General features: G+C 49.8%; 15 protein-coding genes and 2 tRNA genes. 12 read left to right on the forward strand and 5 right to left on the reverse strand.

Annotated elements, in window-relative coordinates; all coding sequences use genetic code 11:
* Window positions 1-511: 511 nt before the first annotated feature.
* On the reverse strand, window positions 512-2,116 hold the full coding sequence (locus Q0090_RS04355) for an asparagine synthase C-terminal domain-containing protein (protein ID WP_297947809.1): 1,605 nt from the start codon (window positions 2,114-2,116) through the stop codon (window positions 512-514).
* Complete coding sequence (locus Q0090_RS04360) at window positions 2,079-3,350, reverse strand: oligosaccharide flippase family protein (RefSeq protein WP_297947812.1); 1,272 nt, start codon at window positions 3,348-3,350, stop codon at window positions 2,079-2,081. Before Q0090_RS04360 ends, Q0090_RS04355 begins: the two co-directional genes overlap by 38 nt.
* 231 nt (window positions 3,351-3,581) lie before the next feature.
* Here Q0090_RS04360 and pheT point away from each other — a divergent pair, with 231 nt between their 5' ends.
* From pheT to Q0090_RS04400, 8 genes are all read left to right on the forward strand, one after another.
* Window positions 3,582-6,086 (forward strand): phenylalanine--tRNA ligase subunit beta, encoded by a 2,505-nt coding sequence (gene pheT / locus Q0090_RS04365; protein ID WP_297947814.1) that lies wholly within the window; start codon window positions 3,582-3,584, stop codon window positions 6,084-6,086.
* A 54-nt stretch (window positions 6,087-6,140) separates the two neighbouring features.
* A complete protein-coding gene (locus tag Q0090_RS04370) occupies window positions 6,141-6,863 on the forward strand; it encodes a YebC/PmpR family DNA-binding transcriptional regulator (RefSeq protein WP_297947816.1) in 723 nt (240 codons plus the stop codon).
* A 100-nt stretch (window positions 6,864-6,963) separates the two neighbouring features.
* The gene (locus Q0090_RS04375) at window positions 6,964-7,965 is read left to right on the forward strand and encodes a tetratricopeptide repeat protein (RefSeq protein ID WP_297947819.1); all 1,002 of its coding nucleotides are present in this window, start codon (window positions 6,964-6,966) and stop codon (window positions 7,963-7,965) included.
* 8 nt (window positions 7,966-7,973) lie between these two features.
* Window positions 7,974-8,591, forward strand: coding sequence for a ribonuclease H family protein (locus Q0090_RS04380; protein WP_297947820.1), 618 nt, complete (start codon window positions 7,974-7,976; stop codon window positions 8,589-8,591).
* A 29-nt stretch (window positions 8,592-8,620) separates the two neighbouring features.
* Window positions 8,621-9,862, forward strand: coding sequence for a hypothetical protein (locus Q0090_RS04385; protein ID WP_297947822.1), 1,242 nt, complete (start codon window positions 8,621-8,623; stop codon window positions 9,860-9,862).
* 174 nt (window positions 9,863-10,036) lie between these two features.
* A complete protein-coding gene (locus Q0090_RS04390) occupies window positions 10,037-12,181 on the forward strand; it encodes a peptidylprolyl isomerase (protein WP_297947824.1) in 2,145 nt (714 codons plus the stop codon).
* A gap of 122 nt (window positions 12,182-12,303) precedes the next feature.
* Window positions 12,304-12,801, forward strand: a complete 498-nt coding sequence (locus Q0090_RS04395) for a metallophosphoesterase family protein (RefSeq protein WP_297947825.1) — start codon at window positions 12,304-12,306, stop codon at window positions 12,799-12,801.
* Window positions 12,802-13,081: 280 nt separating this feature from the next.
* Window positions 13,082-13,155, forward strand: a tRNA-Met gene (locus Q0090_RS04400).
* A 234-nt stretch (window positions 13,156-13,389) separates the two neighbouring features.
* Here the strand turns inward: Q0090_RS04400 and Q0090_RS04405 are convergent.
* Genes Q0090_RS04405 through Q0090_RS04415 form a run of 3 tightly spaced genes read right to left on the reverse strand, consistent with a single transcriptional unit; the run spans window position 13,390 to window position 16,469 of the window.
* Window positions 13,390-14,553: a cytochrome d ubiquinol oxidase subunit II gene (locus tag Q0090_RS04405; protein WP_297947827.1), complete on the reverse strand. Its 1,164-nt coding sequence runs from the start codon at window positions 14,551-14,553 to the stop codon at window positions 13,390-13,392.
* A gap of 27 nt (window positions 14,554-14,580) precedes the next feature.
* Window positions 14,581-16,182, reverse strand: coding sequence for a cytochrome ubiquinol oxidase subunit I (locus Q0090_RS04410; RefSeq protein ID WP_297947829.1), 1,602 nt, complete (start codon window positions 16,180-16,182; stop codon window positions 14,581-14,583).
* A 47-nt stretch (window positions 16,183-16,229) separates the two neighbouring features.
* A complete protein-coding gene (locus Q0090_RS04415) occupies window positions 16,230-16,469 on the reverse strand; it encodes a DUF4492 domain-containing protein (protein WP_297947831.1) in 240 nt (79 codons plus the stop codon).
* A 427-nt stretch (window positions 16,470-16,896) separates the two neighbouring features.
* Between Q0090_RS04415 and Q0090_RS04420 the strand changes: the two genes are divergently transcribed.
* The 4 genes from Q0090_RS04420 (at window position 16,897) to Q0090_RS04435 (ending at window position 19,307) form a co-directional block, all read left to right on the forward strand.
* A tRNA-Cys gene (locus Q0090_RS04420) sits at window positions 16,897-16,967 on the forward strand.
* A 266-nt stretch (window positions 16,968-17,233) separates the two neighbouring features.
* Window positions 17,234-17,734 (forward strand): DUF177 domain-containing protein, encoded by a 501-nt coding sequence (locus Q0090_RS04425; protein WP_297947832.1) that lies wholly within the window; start codon window positions 17,234-17,236, stop codon window positions 17,732-17,734.
* A 31-nt stretch (window positions 17,735-17,765) separates the two neighbouring features.
* Window positions 17,766-17,948, forward strand: coding sequence for a 50S ribosomal protein L32 (gene rpmF / locus Q0090_RS04430; RefSeq protein ID WP_083797856.1), 183 nt, complete (start codon window positions 17,766-17,768; stop codon window positions 17,946-17,948).
* 354 nt (window positions 17,949-18,302) lie between these two features.
* On the forward strand, window positions 18,303-19,307 hold the full coding sequence (locus Q0090_RS04435) for a beta-ketoacyl-ACP synthase III (protein WP_297947889.1): 1,005 nt from the start codon (window positions 18,303-18,305) through the stop codon (window positions 19,305-19,307).
* Window positions 19,308-19,311 lie beyond the last annotated feature (4 nt).

The raw sequence follows: 19,311 nt of genomic DNA on the forward strand, positions 1-19,311 counted from the left end.
GTCCCACTTGGGCTTGAACCAAGGACTCCCTGATTATGAGTCAGGTGCTCTAACCAACTGAGCTATAGGACCATTTGCCAAACATCCTAGAGACGGATGTGGGTGCTCCTTGCACCTTTAGCCCTGCAAAGGTACAATAAAATGTTGTATACACAATGCTTTTGCCTATTCCTCTCTCAAGGGAAATAGGCCTATCGTGCTGGATGGTTTGATTTATAGGCGGCTATCTCTCTTCTTCTCTCTGATTTTTTAGGGGTTAGGATGGGGCAAGGCGCAGCCATCTTGCCCGATGGGGCGTTTTCTGTCTCGTGGGGGAGGGACTCTGTGAGGGATGCTTTGTGTGGGGTGTTTGCCGTACTTGGATGAGTGGCGGAGTGCCCCCTCTCAGAAAAGCAGCCAAAACCCAACTCCTTTTCTGCCCTAAAACAAAAAGAATTTCAGGCAAAAATGGAGTACACTTTTGCCCTAGAAATTTTCTTTTTTCAGCCTGTGCCGGAAGGGAAATTAGCGGTCAGTCTTTGGGAAGGCAATTATTGTACTGCAACCACCAAGCAAAGGAGAGTCCATTGATGGTAGTGGGGCGCCAAGGCACTTTTTGCTGCACCTCTTTGAGAAGATCTCCCGCCATCAGCTGTCGGAATCCCATGAGGTCTCCCTTGGGGAAGAGGGGGCGACGCCTACGGGCATGTTGATAGACGAAGAAGGGGCGGAGCAGTTGTTTTACTCGGAATGCCGGTTTTTGCCATTGTTGGTAGGCCGAGAAGTCATCGGCAAACGAGATGCCTGCCTCGCGGAATAGCTCCGTAGAAACCTCTTCGTAGAGTCGCTTGCCGATGCGGTAGGGGGCGGGTAGGCTGTGCATGAATTGGCACAGATCTTTGTCGAGGAAGGGCATCCAAACATATAGCCCAAAGTAACGCCAGCCTCGAGATGAATTGATATAGTACTTGGGCATCAGCTCTCGGTTGCGGAAGATCTCAAAGAGTTCGATTGCGGTTTTGTCCTGGGGATAACTTGCGAGGAGCGCTTGATGTAGGTCGGCTAATTGGGCGACCTCGTTACGCTCAAGCCGGCGATTCCCATTCTCGTGAAAGCACATTAGATAGGCGTTGGTCTCTAGGCGTGTGGCTCCCTCTACAAAGCGCAGATGTAGATTATCTCCCCCTATAATATCTCCATTATGCCCGGGTAGGACCACGGATCCCGGGTAGCGTTGCGCCATTTGTTGCGCTGTGGTGTACTCGGCAAAGAAGTAGCCCGAGCCAAGTCCACTTATGTACTTTAGGTACTTGATAGCTTCGGCATCTTGGGTATAGCCCCGCTTGTCGTATCCTGTGGGTAGGGTGGAGATGAAATGATGAGGGAAGCCGAGTTTTTGAGCAATCGTGCGGGCCCGCTGTACTTCGTGTATCCCTTCGCTAGCGCCATAGGTGCAGGTGGATACGGAGGTAATGTCCCGTTCTTTGAGGGCAAGGGCAATGAGCCTTGAGTCGCGGCCTGCTGTTAGGGGGAGCACCACGGGATGACTCTCTAGCCGCTGAGCCATGCGATCCATAGCACACGAGAGTCGCTCACGGAAGAGTCGCTTGGCTTCTTCGTACTCAATCCCCTCAAGTCGGGAGCCTTCGTAGAGCGAAGTGTCGTAGCGTAGGGTTGTCACTTTTCCGGTTGAGGGAGAGAAGTGTATGCCGCATCCCGCGGGGATTCTTTTAATATCGGGGTGCAGTGTGCTGTCTTCGGGGGTGAATCCCCATTGCGAGAAGAAGAGAAGGGTAGTGGGCGGCGTCTCTATTCGGGCCTCGTTGGGGTGGATTAGGTCGAACCCATTATCGCTAAAGCGAATTGCGCTGCCCTCAATCCGATAGTAAAGGGAGAGGGTAGAGCGATGATCTACAAAAGCAAAAATATCATGCGACGGGGTGGGTTGGCTGTTGGATATATAGTACCACGAGCCGTTGAGCTCGGCGGCTCTTTGGAGGTAGTCTTGCTCACTCCGTGCCGTGGAGAAGTGCTGTATGATGCCTTCGGAGGAGAGAAATGCGCTGTCCGTCGTGCGGAAAGCCTCCCCCCGAGCTACGCTAGTTGCCTGCTGTGGGGTCACCAAGGGTTCGTTCATAATGCCAAACAAATCGGAGTAAGAAAAGCAGATAGCCCACCTGCTCTAGAGCTATAAAGAGGTAGAAGAAGGGGACAAAGCGATCGAAGTCGAAGAGCGTAAATCCGAGAGCAATTACTGCTACGTCGAGTACGAGCATGACCACTTGCGCCCACATATTCTGCCTTTGATGTGCAAAAATGTCGGGTAGTGTGTTGAGTATTGAGTTGAGGAAGTTGGGGATGCACATGGGGAGCATCCATACTACAATATGGGCTGAGGAGAGCCACTTGTCTCCTACAACCAGGCTGACCAGGTAGGGTGCCACTTGGGCTAGGAGTAGCGCTGTGGGGATGCTCATGATTAGGGTATTGCGTAGCAGCTTATATGCTAGATGCCTGATGGGTAGGCGTTGGGATACGCATTCGCTAAGGCGTTGGAAGTAGACATTCGATAGGTTCTCTGCCACGAGTTGTAGGGGGCGTCTTGCCAGCATAATGGCCATAGTAAGGTACCCTACCTCTGCCAATCCGTAGCGGAGAGGGAGCATCAGCACGAGGAGGCTCCCGAGTAGATTATCGATGAGTGCTTGCACAATACCATAGCGTGGGAATCCTCTATATTTCTTGGCAACCGACCCGAGGGAGGTGATTTTAGGAGCTTTAGATCCCCTTTTTAGTGACCTGAAGAAAAGGGGGAAGGTGGCGACGAGGGAGAGTATTTGAGCCGTGATAAGAGAGCCAATCGTGGCTGCTACGAATCCGAATACTGCCTTTAGGAGATTGTTTCCCACACCCTTAATGAACTGCATTTTGGCGAGTATCTTGTATCTTTTGTGCCGCAGTTCCCACAGAGCAGATGCGTTGTACCAAGTGGAGAGTAAGACAAAGAAAGGAAGGGCGTAGATACTGCTCCCGAGAGGAGTAAGAGAGGGGTTGGCATAGCCAATTACAAGGGCTACGGGGAGGAGTATTAGGGTGAAAATAAGAGAAATGCGCAGGGCAAGGTGGTAGAGCGTGTGAGCCTCGTCTTCGGCATTGGCTACTACGATGCCCTGTTCGTAGCGGGCTCCGGATGCAATGGCGAGAAGGCCTCCCCAAGAGAGAAAACTCCCCAAAATGCCCATTGTCTCTTGATTGTACTGGCGACCAATTACGGCGAGCAACAAAAGGGCAACCACCTGACCTGCGGCCCCCGAGCCTACCAAGCGGATGCTCTCGCGTAGTATGGAGTTGTTTGAATGTGTTGCTGCCATATCGCTCTCAAAGGTACTCAATTGGCATCAAAGCTCCCCTCTAAGCATTTCTTTTCTCTGCCAAGAGAAGTATTTGCCCTTAGGCGATAGCATTACAGCGAAAAGCCGTACTTTTGCAGAGCAAAGCACCTCTTCTTGGTAGGTTTTCCCCCTCTAGGTTGGTGGTGCTCTAGTGTGTAAATCATAGTTTGCCGCCTATCCAGCGTGGTGGCATTTATACGTAATAGATATATGAATATCTCCTATAAGTGGCTTTGCGATTACCTCCCTCAGGTGGCTACTATGTCGCCCGAGGAAGTAGCCGATGCTCTCACTTCCATTGGTCTCGAGACCGGGAGTGTAGAAAAAGTAGATAGCATTAAGGGTGGCTTAGAGGGGCTTGTCGTAGGACGTGTAGAGACCTGCGAAATGCACCCCAACTCCGATCATTTGCATTGTACAACCGTAGATGTAGGGGGCGAAGAGCCTCTCAAGATTGTCTGCGGGGCTCCCAATGTAGCTTCGGGTCAGCATGTAATTGTAGCAACTATAGGTACCACTCTCTATAGTGGAGAGGAGAGTTTCGTGATCAAGAAGTCGAAACTGCGTGGAGAGGAGAGCTTTGGAATGATTTGTTCCGAAGTGGGAATTGGCGTTGGCACGGACTCTAGCGGCATTATGGTATTGCCCGAAACGGCCATTGTCGGCACTCCGGCAGCTAAGTATTTCGGACTAGAGAGCGACTACTGCCTCGAGGTAGATATTACCCCCAACCGCATAGATGCCACTTCGCACTTTGGGGTGGCGAGAGATCTTGCTGCCTACCTTACACGGCATGGCAGCCCCCAAGAGGCTAAGCTGCCCGAGGCTGATCGTGTGCTTAGCAGCCAACAAGGGGGTAAGCCCGTCACGGTTGCTGTGGATGTAGCTCCCGAGGAGTGCCCTCGCTACCAAGGTGTAACGATGGAGGGCTTGACCAATGGCGAGAGTCCTAAGTGGTTGCGTGAGCGTCTTACGGCTATCGGTGTTCGCCCGATTAGTCTTTTGGTGGATATTTCCAATTTTGTCCTTCACGAAGTAGGGCAACCGCTCCATTTCTTTGATGCAGATAAGGTTGCAGGAGGGGAAATTCATATAGAAAAACTCCCCGAAGGTACCTCATTTACCACCCTTGACGGTGTAGAGCGCAAACTGAATGGTCGTGAGATCATGATTTGCGATGCCCGGCACAACCCCCTTTGCATGGCAGGGATTTTTGGCGGTGCCGAGAGTGGAGTCGCTGATACTACCACGCGCATTTTTATAGAGAGTGCCAACTTCAATAGTACCAGTGTGCGTAAGGCGGCACGTGCACACGCCCTCAATACGGATAGTTCGTTCCGCTTCGAGCGTGGGTTAGACCCTGCAGCCACGTCGTATGCTTTGCGCCGAGCTGTAGCTCTTCTGCAAGAGCTAGCCGGCGGAAAAGTGGTTGGCGAGGTTATCGATTGCCGACAAATGCCGGTAGAGCATCCTGTATGTTCGCTACGGAGAGCACGCCTTACCCAAACTATCGGAGCCGAGATCCCCGACGAAGAGGTGCTTCGCATCTTACAATCTCTAGATATAACGGTACAAGAGGAATGGCCCGATGGTTGGCTCCTCAATCTGCCGGTTTACCGCATCGATGTACGTCGGGAGGTGGATGTGATAGAGGAGGTGCTCCGTATCTATGGCTACAACGAAGTGCCTCTCAAGGGCTACATTCGAGCTAATCTCTCCACCCGAAGCAAGGTGGACAAAGACTACCATACCGAGCTCCTTTTGAGTGAGCAACTGGTAGGGGCCGGCTACCAAGAGATCCTCTCCAACTCCCTCACGGCAGAGAAGTATTACACAGGGTTGGAGACCTATCCTGCCGAGCAACTGGTGCATCTTCTCAATCCGCTTAGTCAGGAGCTTGGCGTATTGCGTGAGACACTTCTCTTTGGCGGGTTGGAGGCTATTGCTCGCAATTTTAATAATAAGCAGCAGAGTTGCGCCTTCTTTGAGTGGGGCAACTGCTATCGTCATAAGGCTATGCCGCAAGAGTCTCTTGGGGATGAGCCCTCTCGTGATGTGCTCAGCAGCTACTCCGAACGTGCCATGTTTGGCCTTTGGCTCTCGGGCTCGTATGGGGGTACCAATTGGCTTGCACCCAAAGAGCAACCTATGGATGTGTACCGCCTCAAAGCCGATGTGGAAAACATCCTTTGTCGCCTTAATATCCCCCTCTCCTCCCTACACCTAGAGATGGGAAGCAACGATATCTTCTCCGATTTCTTGGCATACCAAATCCCGGGAAAGAAGAAGCATACGATTGTGTGGATGGGAGAGATTAAGCCTGAATTACTCCGCCGTTTCGATATCTCCGTGCCGGTCTACTATGCTGAGTTCGATCGAGAGTTCTTGATGGAAGCAGGGAGAGAAAAATCCCTCCTGGCGCAAGAGATTGTCAAGTATCCCATTGTAAAGAGAGACTTTGCACTCCTATTGGGGCAAGAAGTTACCTTTGCACAAGTGGAAGAAGTGGCTCGTAAGGCAGAGCAGAAGCTACTGAAGAAGGTAGAGCTTTTCGACGTCTACACGGGCAAGAATCTCCCCGAAGGAAAGAAGAGCTATGCTGTGAGTTTTTATTTGCAGGATGCCACGGCTACCCTCACCGATAAGCAAATCGAAAAAACGATGCAGCGCGTCCGCACCCTTCTTGAGAAAGAGTTGGGAGCCGAGCTACGCTAAGCATAGAAAGAATAGAGACAAAGAAAGAAATAATAATAGCACGAATCATACTATATGGGAAGAGCGTTTGAATATCGTAAAGCACGCAAAATGAAGCGTTGGGGCAATATGGCTCGCGTTTTTACCAAGTTGGGAAAAGAGATCACCATGGCCGTGAAGAGTGGCGGGCCCGACCCTGATACCAATCCGCGCCTACGCGTTTTGATGCAGACGGCGAAGAAGGAAAATATGCCCAAAGATAATGTCGAACGTGCCATCAAAAAGGCGACCGACAAAGACTTTACGGACTATAAAGAAGTAAACTACGAAGGCTATGGCCCCAGCGGTATTGCCATCTTTGTAGAGACGGCCACAGATAATACTACTCGTACGGTTGCCAACATTCGTAGCTACTTCAATAAGCATGGCGGTAGCTTGGGTACCACGGGGAGCCTTGAGTTTCTCTTCGATCATAAGTGCGTCTTCCACCTTGTGGCAAAAGAGGGGGTGGACCTGGAAGAGCTAGCCCTTGAGCTTATCGACTTTGGCGTAGAGGACGAAATAGAAGAGGAAGATGGCGAACTCATTGTTTATGGTGAGTTTGCACAAAATGCGGCGCTCCAGAGTTATCTAGAAGGTGCCGGCTTTGAGATCTCTTCTGTAGACTTCGTTCGTATCCCCAACGATTACCGAGATGTAACTGCGGAAGATGCGGAAAAAGTAAACAAACTCATCGAGAAGATCGAAGAAGACGAAGACGTACAAAACGTCTTCACCAACATGCGTGAGCCTGAATAATCCATTCAAATAAATAAGAGTAGAGGAGCAATTAAAGTCCCGAGCAGTAGCTTTGCAGAGGCTTTGATTTCTCCTCTTTTTGTACCATCCCTCCCAGTTTATGAAACTATTTAAGAGCCTTTTTGGTAAACCCTCTTCGGGGGCAACTCCCAAAGAAGAGTCGCCTGCCACCTCCGTAGAGACGACCTCTCCGCAGGCAGAGCGAGACGCAGATGTACTCAAGTTTGATGCCCTTCGGGCGAGCAAGATAGGGGAATATTCCTTTGCTATTAAGGCATTTGGCAAGGCTTTGGAGCTTCGACCTGAGTTCGAGACTCGCTACTATCTTGCCGAGACGTTGATGAAGATAGGGGCTACAAGCCAAGCTCTCAAGCATCTCGATCTACTCGTAGAAGAGGTGCCAACCCACCTTGCAACACGTATCTATAGAGCGAAAGCCGAGTACGAAGAGGAGCAGTACGACAAGGCTATAGAAGACCTCAAAACGGCTCTTGCCCTCACTGAGGAGGAGAAAGACCTTGCCCTCTTGCATCGTCTTTTGGCCGCCAATTATATAGCTCAGAAGGAGTGGAAAAATGCGGTGGACGAAGCGACAAAAGCCATCGATTTACACGACGAAGAACCCACCTCTTCGCTCTATAAAACCAAGGCTTTAGTGGCTCTTGAGCAATGGGATGAGGCGACAGAATTTCTTCGCGAAGCCTTCCGTGCTTTCCCCGAGGAGGAGCGTTTTCATCTCTATGAAGCTGATATTGCCCTCGCCAAAGGGGACTACCCGGCGGCACAAACGGCCTATCGTGCCGCTCTTGATAAGGACCCTTTCAATGAAGATGCATGTTGCGGTCTGGGGCATATTGAGGAGCTGTCGGGCAATCTCTCCCAAGCGATCCAACTGCTACAAGGCTATGTAGAGGATGGTATTGTGGGAAAGAATATCCTAACCTATCTGATACAACTTCTCGATAAGTCCGGCCGTGGAGGCGAGACCACGCCCTATAGGGCTCAGTTGCAGGAGATGGATGAGAGCGAAGCTCAGAGCAAAGCGGACTTCGAGTACATCCACGATTCGAGTGTCTATGGGGATATTTTTGGTAACCTCTAGAGGGGGGGATGGCAAAAAAGTTTTACGTCGTATGGGTCGGTAAGACCCCCGGTGTCTACGCCTCTTGGAGGGAGTGTAAAGAGCAAGTTGAGGGCTTCACCGGGGCAAAGTACAAGTCTTTCTCCACGGAGCTAGAGGCCCAGCGTGCTTATGCCGGCTCCCCACTGCCCTCGTCTTTGGGGGCGAGAGCAAAGGGTGGCAGGTCGGGTGCGGATTATCCCGTATTCCCGAGCATTGCTGTGGATGGAGCCTCGTCTGGCAATCCGGGCATGTGTGAATACCGAGGGGTGAATGCGGATTCGCATGAAGTAATCTTTGCTTCTCAACAATTTTTTGGAACGAATAATATTGCCGAGTTTCTAGCCATTGTACACGCTATGGCACTCTGCCGTCGGCAAGGCGTACGTACACCTATTTATAGTGATAGCCGTACGGCTATGGCTTGGGTGCGGACTGGGAAATGCAAGACCACCCTCAAACCGAGCGAGAAGAGCACCTTTGCCCTCGATCTGATACGGAGGGCCGAAGTCTGGCTCGCCCAAAATCCCCCCGAAGTGCGTGTGCCGCTGCTTAAGTGGAAGACGGAAGTTTGGGGCGAGATACCGGCAGATTATGGTCGAAAATAGAGGGTTTATTCCATCTTACTAGAGAGGTAATGGCTGAGGTAATGCCGCCGAAAGAGGATAGAAAGAATCCTCTCTGTGGACAACTTTTTTACTTTAATTGCGGTAATGAAGTTGCCCTAGCGCATCAGAGGAGTGTGAGCTATACGCCCCCTCGCATCATTCGGCAGATGAGGCGCGACCTTGCCTATCTTCCTGCTTGGATTGCCCCTAACCCTGAGCAGGATTGGGTTTGGTTGCCTTGTAATACCCCCCGATTCTCAAAAGAAATTCCCATCCCTCTTGCCCATGTGTTTGGGGCAGAAGAGGTGGATTTGGGGAGGACAATTCATCACCCTTTGCGCCTCTCCCTTTGGGGGCCGGAGCCTACCCTTTGTCCTCTCTTTTCGCAATTTCGCTCGGGTTTCCCCCTGTTGGATATCCCCGACTCGTACTCTCGTCCTTACCCCTCTGAGTTATACGATCGGAGTTTGTCAGTGGAGTTATTACAAGAGTTACCTGTCCCCCCTAAAATTATACCCCGATTTTGTTATACCGACGAGGAGCTGGAGGAGGCTTGTCTTTCGCTGGCTCCTGGGACTATTTTGGCAAAGCTCCCTTTTTCTTCTTCGGGTCGAGGGGTGCTACCTTACGTCTTGCCGTTGTCCCAAGAGAGCCGTCAAGCCCTCATGGCTCAGCGGCGAAAAAATGGAGTAGTCAGTCTAGAGCCCCTGCTTGATAAACTGGAAGATTGGGCTGCCGAGTACCAAATAGACGAAGAGGGACGAGTAGATTTCGTGGGCTTGTCGCACTTCGTTACGGAGAGATGCCGATACCTATATAATGAGGTGTGTCACCCTCGGATCCTTTGGCAGAAGTTGGCTTCTGTAGTGGGGGAGCCGCAACTCGAGGCGGTGATAGCGGTACATCGAGATTTCTTGCAGCGGAGAGTTGCCCCCCATTATCGAGGAGCTGTGGGGGTGGATATGCTCACCTATCGAGGGGTGCGTGGTGAGGTCTTGTTGCATCCTGCCGTCGAGGTCAATGTGCGCTCCACTATGGGATTATTGGCACACCGGCTCTATGAGCGTTTGGGAATGCCTGAGGCTCGTTATCGTTATCAAATAGCTTCGTTTGCTAAAAAAGGGGATGCTCTCGCATGGTCTCAAGCCTCGGAAGTTGCGAATCCCTCTCGCTTTGATGCTGACGCAAAGCTGCTTAGAGGGATCCTTCCGCTCCACCCGATAGATGCTGATACCCAATTTGTTGCCACTTTTAGCCTGCTTCACTCCTAGTAATTAGACTGATTTTAGAAGAAGTTTAGGCCTATATTTGAAATTAAATCACCTGCTTCCCCTATAAATTTTACCCTAAAAACCGAGTTGGGAATACCTAGGTTCGCATTTGTTTCTTACCTTTGCGCTTTGAATAGGTAGCAATTAACGAAGAATAAAAGATATAGTACATATATGGCTACATTACAGAAGATTCGTAACCGAGCCGGGCTCCTGATTGTCGTTATCGGGGTTGCCCTCCTTGCGTTTATTGTTGGAGACGGATTGCGTTCCGGCGGAACCCTCTTCCAGATGAGTAACAACTATGCCCTCAAGATTGACGGCGAAAAGATCAAGGCAGAAGACTATCACCAACGGTTGCAAGAGCTGCAAGAGGCTGCTGAAGCTAGTGGCAATCATCTTACGGATGAACAGCGTATGCAACTCAATAATCAGCTTGCCGAAGAGTACATCCAGAGCATTGCCCTAGAGAAAGAGGCTGGTGCCCTAGGTCTAAAGGTTACTCCCGAAGAGTTGATCGCCCTTGTATTAGGTGATGGCGTTTCCCCCGCATACCAAGCGCAGCAGTTTATCTCGCAGATGGGTATTAACCCCAGCGATCGCAATGCTGTGCAGATGTTCCTCGAACAAATTACAGACAGTCAAATCGCCCAACTCCCTGCGGAGCAACAAGGGCAAATGCGAATGATCAAGAATAGTTGGGATGCACTCCTTCGCTCGCTACGTAATGAGCGTTTGGGCTCTAAGTTCAATGCGATCATGACTCGTAGCTATGCCATCAACAAGGTGGATGCCCAATTCCTTTCGGATGTACCCTCTCGTGATGTGGCTGTGGTGCGTACTCCTAGTACCATCCTTACCGACACTACGGTGCGTGCCACCGATGAAGAGGTTCGTGAGTACTACAATAAGCATCCTCGCATGTTTATCCAGAAGTATCCTTTCACCCGTGTTGAGTACATCAATGTAGCTATTCGCCCCAGTGCCAAAGACTACTCCGATGCTTTAGCTTCTATGAATAAGACTCGTGCAAGCCTCCTCGCAGCAAGCGATGCCAGCATGGTTGCTCGCAGTCACTCTGAGGCTTTCGCTCCTGAGTATTACATGTCCGGGAAAGAGCTTCGTGAGATCCAAATGCCCTCTTCTCTCGTAGATTTTATTGAGTCTGCCGAGGTGGGTGCTGTTAATACTCCTACTATAGAAAACGATAGCTATTCACTCGTAAAGGTGATGGCAAAGAAGTCGGCTCCTGCTGGTGTTCAAGCTCGTATCATTGTACTTGACTCTCTGAATGCTACTAAGGCAGACAGTATCGTCGGTGCTATCAACGGTGGAGCTGCTTTTGCAGACATGGCTACACGCTACTCTGTAGACCCTCAGACCAAGGCTCAAGGTGGTTATATCATCTTCCAAGATCGCATGGGTATGCCGGATACAACGCTCACAGAAGCTATGGCTACTATGCAAAAACTTGACACCCTTTACAAGGTGCCTGTAGGGCGTGCTTTCACCTCTACGCTAGGAGCAACCAAGGTTATTATGCAGGTGGCTAAGGCAATGCCCGAAGCAACTAAGTACAAGATTGCTTATATCAACTTGCCTATTACCTTTAGCGAAAACACTTTTAGCGAAAAGTATTCTACGATCAACAATATCTTGGCTAGCGGCAAGTCTTTTGATGAGATGGCCAAGGAAGCCGAAGCAAAGGGGCTCGAAGTAGTGCGCGATGCTCGTGTAGAACCTATCTCTATTAACCTTGCTAACATTCCTTCTTCTCGCGAAGTCGTAAGCTGGCTCTTGAAGGCAAAGGCCGGTGAGGTAAATGAGAAAGTATTTCGTTGTGGCGATGCCAACCTCGTTGTTGCTACGGTAAAAGAGCAGGTGCCTGCAGGTACACAACCTTTTGAGGATGTGAAGGAAGATATCCGCGACTATCTGACTATGAGGAAGCGTGGAGACAAACTTGCAAGCGATTTGGAAGGAAAGAAGATTGCCGATCTCAATGGATATGCTGTGGCTATGCAGGCTACTGTAGATACGATCCCCAGCGTAAGTTTGGTAGCTCGTGGCGCCGTTACGCCTATGTTGAGTGCACACGCTATGACTACGGCTATCAGCGCAATCTCTAAGCCATTCCGCTCGGGTACTGAGGTGATGGTAGTGCAGCCTCTTCGTGAGATTAAGACTCCCGTAGGTCAGTCTCAGGAGGCACAACTCAATCAGCAACGTCGTGCTTTGGGTCAAGGTCTTGGTTATAGAGCTTTCCAACAGCTCATGCGTGACATGGATATTGTGGACAATCGCGCCAAGTTCTTCTAAGCATAGAATAAGAAAATCTCTCTCTAAAGGGGACATCCCCCAGAGGTACTAACAATCCGCCTCCGCAATGCCTTCTGACTAAGGGAAGGTGTGTGGGGCGGATTTCTTTTATCCAGACCATCATGACGAGAATAGGAATTCTCTCCGATACGCACGGCTATTGGGATGAGCGTTACGCTCATTATTTAGGGGAGTGCGAGGCTATCTTTCATTGTGGAGATATAGGCTCCCTTCTGCTTGCTGAGCGCTTGCAAGACATTGCGCCTCTCCGTGCTGTCTATGGAAATATAGACGATAGCGAAACTCGGCACCGCTTCCCCGAAACGCTCTCCGTAACGATAGAAAGGGTGCGCATTGCTCTCATCCATATCGGAGGCTACCCGGGGCGATATACGGCCGCAGCCAAAGAGCTGATCGCCCGTACTCAACCTCATCTGTTTCTCAGCGGTCACAGTCATATTCTCAAGGTGATGCCCGATCGCAAGAATAACCTCCTGCATATCAATCCCGGGGCGGCCGGGATACAAGGATGGCAGCCCGTGCGCACCTTAGTTCGTCTGGTGGTGGACGGAGAGCAGTTGCGAGATCTTGAGGTAATAGAGCTTTCCGGTTATCGTTAGAGCACCTTTGAGGGCTTTTCTTAGCCCTTCTTCGCCTCCGGTTGTGGGGCCCCTTCTCCTGCATGTAGCCCTTTCTCTCCGGGGGAGAGTAGGCTCTTCTTTCTCATGGATTGGAGGAGAGCCCCGGCCAATAAGGGGAAGGCTTTCTCTTTTGGACGAGAATTTTCCTTTAGGTGTTGCAGGAAAAGAAAATAAGTAGTACCTTTGCACTGCTTTCTGAGAGAGTGGCTTGAAGTAGAGGCTTTAGCTCCGCTCCCTTCCAAATAGATGGAGAGTAGATGGCGAGATAGCTCAGCTGGTTAGAGCGCATGATTCATAATCATGAGGTCCCCGGTTCAATCCCGGGTCTCGCTACACATTTGCTGCGCGTTTTGTGCGCGTTTCATGTTTTTTTTTGTTTAGGGCTCCCTTTTTCAAAGGGAGCTTTTTTTATTCCCTCATAGAGTGTGTCTGTGGAGGACGCTTATTCTATAGAGCCCTTGTTGTATCAAGCGGAGGCTGAAGGAGAGAGCGATATAGAGGGATATAAGAAAGCCCTGCCTAGAGAGATCTCTCTGGGCAGGGCTTAGAATTACGGAGGAGGTAAAGTTAGTAAGTATGGTGACTATCTTCGATCTCCTTACGAGTCATCTTTTTCTTGTCAATAGAGCGCCAAGCATAGAAGATATAAGCGAGCACAAAGGGTATCAATAGAGATACAATGCTCATCGCTTGTAGGGTGTAAGGGCTTGAAGAACTATTGCGCAAGGTTAGGGAGCTTTGCATATCGAAGAGGGAGGGATAGTAGGCAGTATTGTTCCATCCTGCAACGAGTAGTAATCCAAGAACAGCAAGTACAACCCCTACGCCTTCTACCCAAATACCTTTGCGGAATGCGGGCTTAAAGAGGGTTAGAGCAATGCCTGCAAGCACGAGTACAACCCCTATCAAGAAAACGATAAGTACGATGGGCATAGCCAAGAGGTTATGCAGATACTTATAATTTTCGAGGCTGATAACGCCCGAGGTTGGGTCTTCGGTATATCCGGTTGTCGTCAGTAGGAAGACAACGTAAGCTACAAAGAACACCACAAAGATGAGGGCGTTAGGAAGGAGTGCCTTCTTAGCTTTGGTTTGGAGAGCCTCATCGTCGATGCTATTGATGAAGTAGAGAAGGGCTGTAGTACGAGCCAAGAAGAGTACGGCAATACCCAACACGAGGTTCCATGGGTTGAGCACGGCTTCCAATCCGTGTAGCTGGATGCCATGATAGGGTTGCCATGCAGAGATGGGGCCCGCAGCTTGAGTGAAATTATAGATCACCGACTTGTCTACGAGGAAGTTCCCTCCGGTAAATAGGGTTGATACCGCAGCTCCAAGCAATACAGGCGCCAAAATACCATTAAGTACAAGGAAGGTATGGAAGGTCTTTTTACCCCATACGTTACCATGCTTTGACTGGTATTCGTAGGATACGGCTTGGATAACAAAGCAGAAGAGTATGAGCATCCAAACCCAGTAGGCTCCGCCAAAGCTAGTGGAGTAGAAGAGGGGGAAGGAGGCGAAGAAGGCTCCACCAAAGGTTACAAGGGTCGTAAGGGTAAACTCCCATTTTCGCCCTGTGGAGTTAATGATCATCTTCTGTAGTGTGACGTCTTTTTGCCAAGGCCAAATGAAGGTTTGACCTCCCTGCACGAAAAGCAAGAATACAAGCAACGCCCCTAACAGCGAGACGAGTAGCCACCAATAGTGTTGAAAAAATGAATAGTCCATAGTCTCTTTTCTTTTGCTTATAGGGGATTATTGATTAGTTTCTTCGGGGGAGGTGCCGTGTTGTGCGGGACCTTCTTTTACTGATTTCACCATGATATTGATCTCTGCCACTAGGAGTACCGTAAAGAGTAGGGCAAAGAGAGCAAATGTGATCATTACGCTAGAAGCCTCTATTGAGGATACTGCAGCTCGTACGGGGAGGATGTCTTGGATGGTCCAAGGCTGGCGTCCGAGTTCGGCTACAATCCATCCGGATTGGCTTGCGAGGTAAACTAGGGGAAGGCATACGATGGTTAGCATATGGAACCAGCGCATCTTGCTGTACTTCTCGGGCTTGCGTGCGAAAATAGTGGCAAACAGGAGCACGAGGATAAAGAGGAGCCCACACCCTACCATTATACGGAATGAGAAGTAGTTCATGGGAACATTGGGGATGAGCTCACTGCGGTCGTTGATGTGCCCATAGCCGAAGTAGGGGAAGTTCTCCTGAATGATCTTGTTTTGAGCATCCATCTCGGTTTGGTCTCCGGCCTTCATAGCTTCGTGGTACTGAGTAAGGGCCGCAAGAGCAGTGCGCCCGCGTTCCATCTTTTCTTCAGCGCTGAGGGCAATAGAGCCATCGGGGAGGTAATATCCCCCATCTAGCAAGTTGTTAATGCCGGGGACATAGCCATCGGGCGTGTGGGTAGCCATAAGAGAAAGCATCTTGGGTACCTTTATATTAAAGTGGAAAGCCTCTTCTCCTTCGGCCGGTACCTCACTCTTGGGGAGGCCAAATAGGCTAAGAGAGGCTCCGCCTTCGAGAGATTTTCCCTCCGGAGTGTTCATGCCGCCATTGTAGAGACCCTCCATGGCGGCTAGTTTCATAGGTTGACGCTCGGCCACATTCACTGCGCTTGTATCGCCCGTGAAGGCCGTAAGGAGAGCGGCGATAAGCCCAAAGGGTGCTATTATGCGAGCATTGGCAAGCGCAAACTCATGGTGCTTTTTATCCTTGCGGAGCATATAGTAGGCACATATGGCAAGGGCAAATATAGAGCCGAGTAGCCAAGAAGAGGTAACTGTATGCCAGAACTTATTGATGGCAGTAGAGGAGAGAGCCACCGCCCAGAAGTCCGCCATCTCGCTGCGTACCGTCGCAGGGTTGAAAACCACCCCTTGAGGATCTTGCATCCATGAGTTGGCGATAAGAATCCAAACTGCCGATAGGGTAGCCCCAATCACGGTGAGCCATGTAGAGGCGAGGTGGAAGCGAGGGGTTACCTTGTTCCATCCGAAGAACATAACGGCAATGAAGGTTGCTTCCATAAAGAAGGCCAAAATACCCTCAATGGCAAGGGGCGCTCCGAAGATGTCGCCCACGAGCCAGCTATAGTTCGACCAGTTGGTCCCGAACTCAAACTCTAGGATAATACCCGTAGCTACACCAATGGCGAAGTTGATACCAAAGAGCTTTTGCCAAAACTGAGCCCAGAGCTTCCACTCCGGTTTGCGTGTGCGATAGTACTTTGTCTCCGCTAGAGACATGATAATACCTAGCCCCAGGGTGAGTGGCACAAAGATCCAGTGATAGCAGGCCGTGAGGGCAAATTGTGCCCTCGACCAAGTAAGTAATGCTTCAATTTCCATATCGTTATTATATTATTTCCTTCTCTTTCAGTCTCCCCAAAGAAGGGTTACTTCTCGTGCGTGATTTGCTCCATAACAAAGTTGGCTTGCTGCTCTTTGTCCCCCTGCTGCTCCACAACGCGTGGGAAGAAAAAGGGGCGTAAGATGGCAAACATGATAAACAATTTGATTAGGGCAAGAGTCCACAAAACCTTAGAGGTGCGACTCATGGAGCGAAACCCATCGTAGTAGAGATAAAAGGCTCTGCGCCAAAAAGGAGCCTTCTTTACTTCTGTCTTACCATTCATAATTGTCTATATACTATGTTATTCCCATCTTGTGCTTTTGTCAAGAATGGGAACGATTTTGTATTTGAATCCCGATTTTGTCGGCTTCTTTTGGTGCAAAAGTAGGAATTTTTTCTCTTATGCGCTATTTTTGAATACTTGTTGTGGGTTGTTGTTATTGATTTGGTTTTCTTTCTGAGGTGGGGAGCTTGATAATCAGCCAAGCGTGAATTAACAAGAGTTCTAGGCAGAAAAGAGGGGGGGGATACTGGGTGAAAAAAGATTTGGAATAGGCCTAAAAATAAAAACTTTCTACCCAGAAAGAGACTTCGGTTCTGGGTGATTTTCTTTTCAAAATTAGCCAGAGGGGTTGTACATTCAAAGTTTATTATTACCTTTGTGCCACGAAACGGGGGAGACCTTTGCGTTCGTGCTCTCACCGAGAGATGGTTCGTTAGCCAAGTGGTTAGGCACCGGTCTGCAAAACCGTCTACGGCGGTTCGATTCCGCCACGAACCTCACTAAGAGGAGTACTGTGACACTCTATAGCGGAGTGGCATTTGTGCTCCTTCTTTTTTTATAAGAGGTAAGGCCCACTCTTCTTCTCCGCCACCCCTCTGAGCCAACAGAAGGCACCCGATGTGCTTTTGGTGTACTGAGAAAGTGGAAACAGAGAGGTTGGGGACCGTTTGTTATGCAAGGTTATCGGAAAAAGCACTAACTTTGCAGGGAAAGTTTGACGAGCATCTAGGTGCCCGTTTGCAATAAGACGCTAGAATAGAAGCATGGTAGAAGCGCGTTACATACTTAGCCTTAGAGGGTTACCCGATGGTGAGTTTGATATTGTCTATACCCTAGATGATTCCTTTCTCGCAGCTATCGAGGGGTTCGACATCTTTGGGGGAGACGTAAAAGTAACGCTGGAGGGGACGCGTAGTGGAGATAATTTTGAGATCGACTTCGTGCTAGAGGGCACGGTTCGTACGCTTTGCGACCGCTGTAATGCGCCCCTTGATACGGAGATTGAGGCTGTCTTCCCAATGAATTTTGCTCTTGGAGCAGAGACAAAGGAGATCTCCGATAGCGACTTTATGGTGTCGCGCAACGAGCCGGAGATGGGCTTAGACGAGATTCTTTGGCAGTTGGTGGTTTTGGCCATGCCTATGCGCAAAGTGCACGAAGAAGGTGCTTGCAGCGAAGAGGTAGAGACCTTTTTTCTCCATCAGCAGCAGAACGCCAAAGATCCTCGTTGGTCAGACCTCGAGCAAATACAATTCGACAAATAATAAATAAGTAAGAATATAAAGGAATCAAACAATGGCACATCCTAAACGTAGACAATCGAAAACCAGAACTCTCAAGCGCAGAACTCACGATAAGGCAGCTATGCCTACCCTTGCAAAGTGCCCCCAATGCGGTGCTTGGCACATCTACCATACGGTGTGTGGCGAGTGCGGTTACTACAGAGGTAAACTCGCTATCGCCAAGAGTGAAGAATAAGCAACTTTTTTAGGTGTCGCTCTCTCGGTATCTTTGCCCCTAGCAGTGTTGGTCATTTGCATTTTGGGGCTTACTAAGAGAGAGAAAAGGAGACTTCGAGGTAATGATGTAGGCACTATGCCATAGGCCCCTGCATATACCTCGAAGTTTTTGTATTCTCACCGATCCGTTGGGTCTTACTAGATCTCTTGTAGACGAGTGGTTTGCCCTATTTTTACTACCTTAGTGCTTGGAAAGCGGATACACTCTCTTTTCGGAAGAATGAGGAGGGGCGAATTCCCTCGGGGAGAGTACTCTCCCACTGATCATTAGTGCTACAAATTGAAATATATAACGCATAAACAGACTACAATGATGAATCAAATCTACGCGACCATTACTGCAGTAGGGGCTTATCTGCCTGAGGATAAGTTGACCAACGCAGATATAGAAAAGATGGTCGACACCAGCGATGAGTGGATCATGACTCGGGTGGGCATCAAAGAACGTCGTATCCTGAGAGATCCTTCAAAAGGAGCTTCCTATATGGCTACTGAGGCTGTAAAGGGAATGCTAGAGCGTTTCCATATAGATCCTCTAAGCGTAGAGGGGGTATTCCTTGCGACCAATACGGCAGACTATCACTTCCCGCCAACCTCGTCTATTGTAGCGCACGATAGTGGTTGTGCCAATGCGTTTACATTCGACCTTGTCTCTGCGTGCCCGAGCTGGCTTTATGCTCTAGAGACGGGGGCTAACTATATTCGCGCCGGACGTTGTAAGCGTCTTGTCATTGTGGCAACAGAGAAAATGTCTGCCGCTGTAGACTATACAGACCGCCAGACTTGTGCCCTCTTCGGTGATGGAGCCGGTTGCGTACTCCTAGAGGCAACAGAAGAACCCGTGGGGGTAATGGACTCTATATTCCATACCGATGGGGTAGGGCGTCCTCACCTTATCATGAAGTCAGGTGGCTCTGCCAGCCCGGCAACCGCTGAGACTGTAGCTCGCCGTGAGCACTTCGTTTACCAAGAAGGTAGCCACGTGTTTAAGTATGCTGTAAATGGCATGTCGGACGTTTGTGAGCAACTTATGAAGCGTAACAATCTCTCCAATAACGATGTTACATGGGTTGTTCCCCACCAAGCTAATCGTCGTATTATAGACATGGTGGGGCGTTACCTTAAGGTGCCTCAAGAAAAAATCATGATCAATATCGAGAAGTATGGCAATACCAGTTCTGCCACTATCCCCATCTGTTTGTGGGAGTGGGAGAAGAAGTTGCGCAAAGGGGATAACCTCATACTTACTTCTTTTGGTGCCGGCTATACTTGGGGAGCTGTATACCTCAAGTGGGGGTACGATTCTAAGGAAGACTAATAAT

This window comes from uncultured Porphyromonas sp., from assembly GCF_938023125.1.
GTDB lineage: Bacteria > Bacteroidota > Bacteroidia > Bacteroidales > Porphyromonadaceae > Porphyromonas.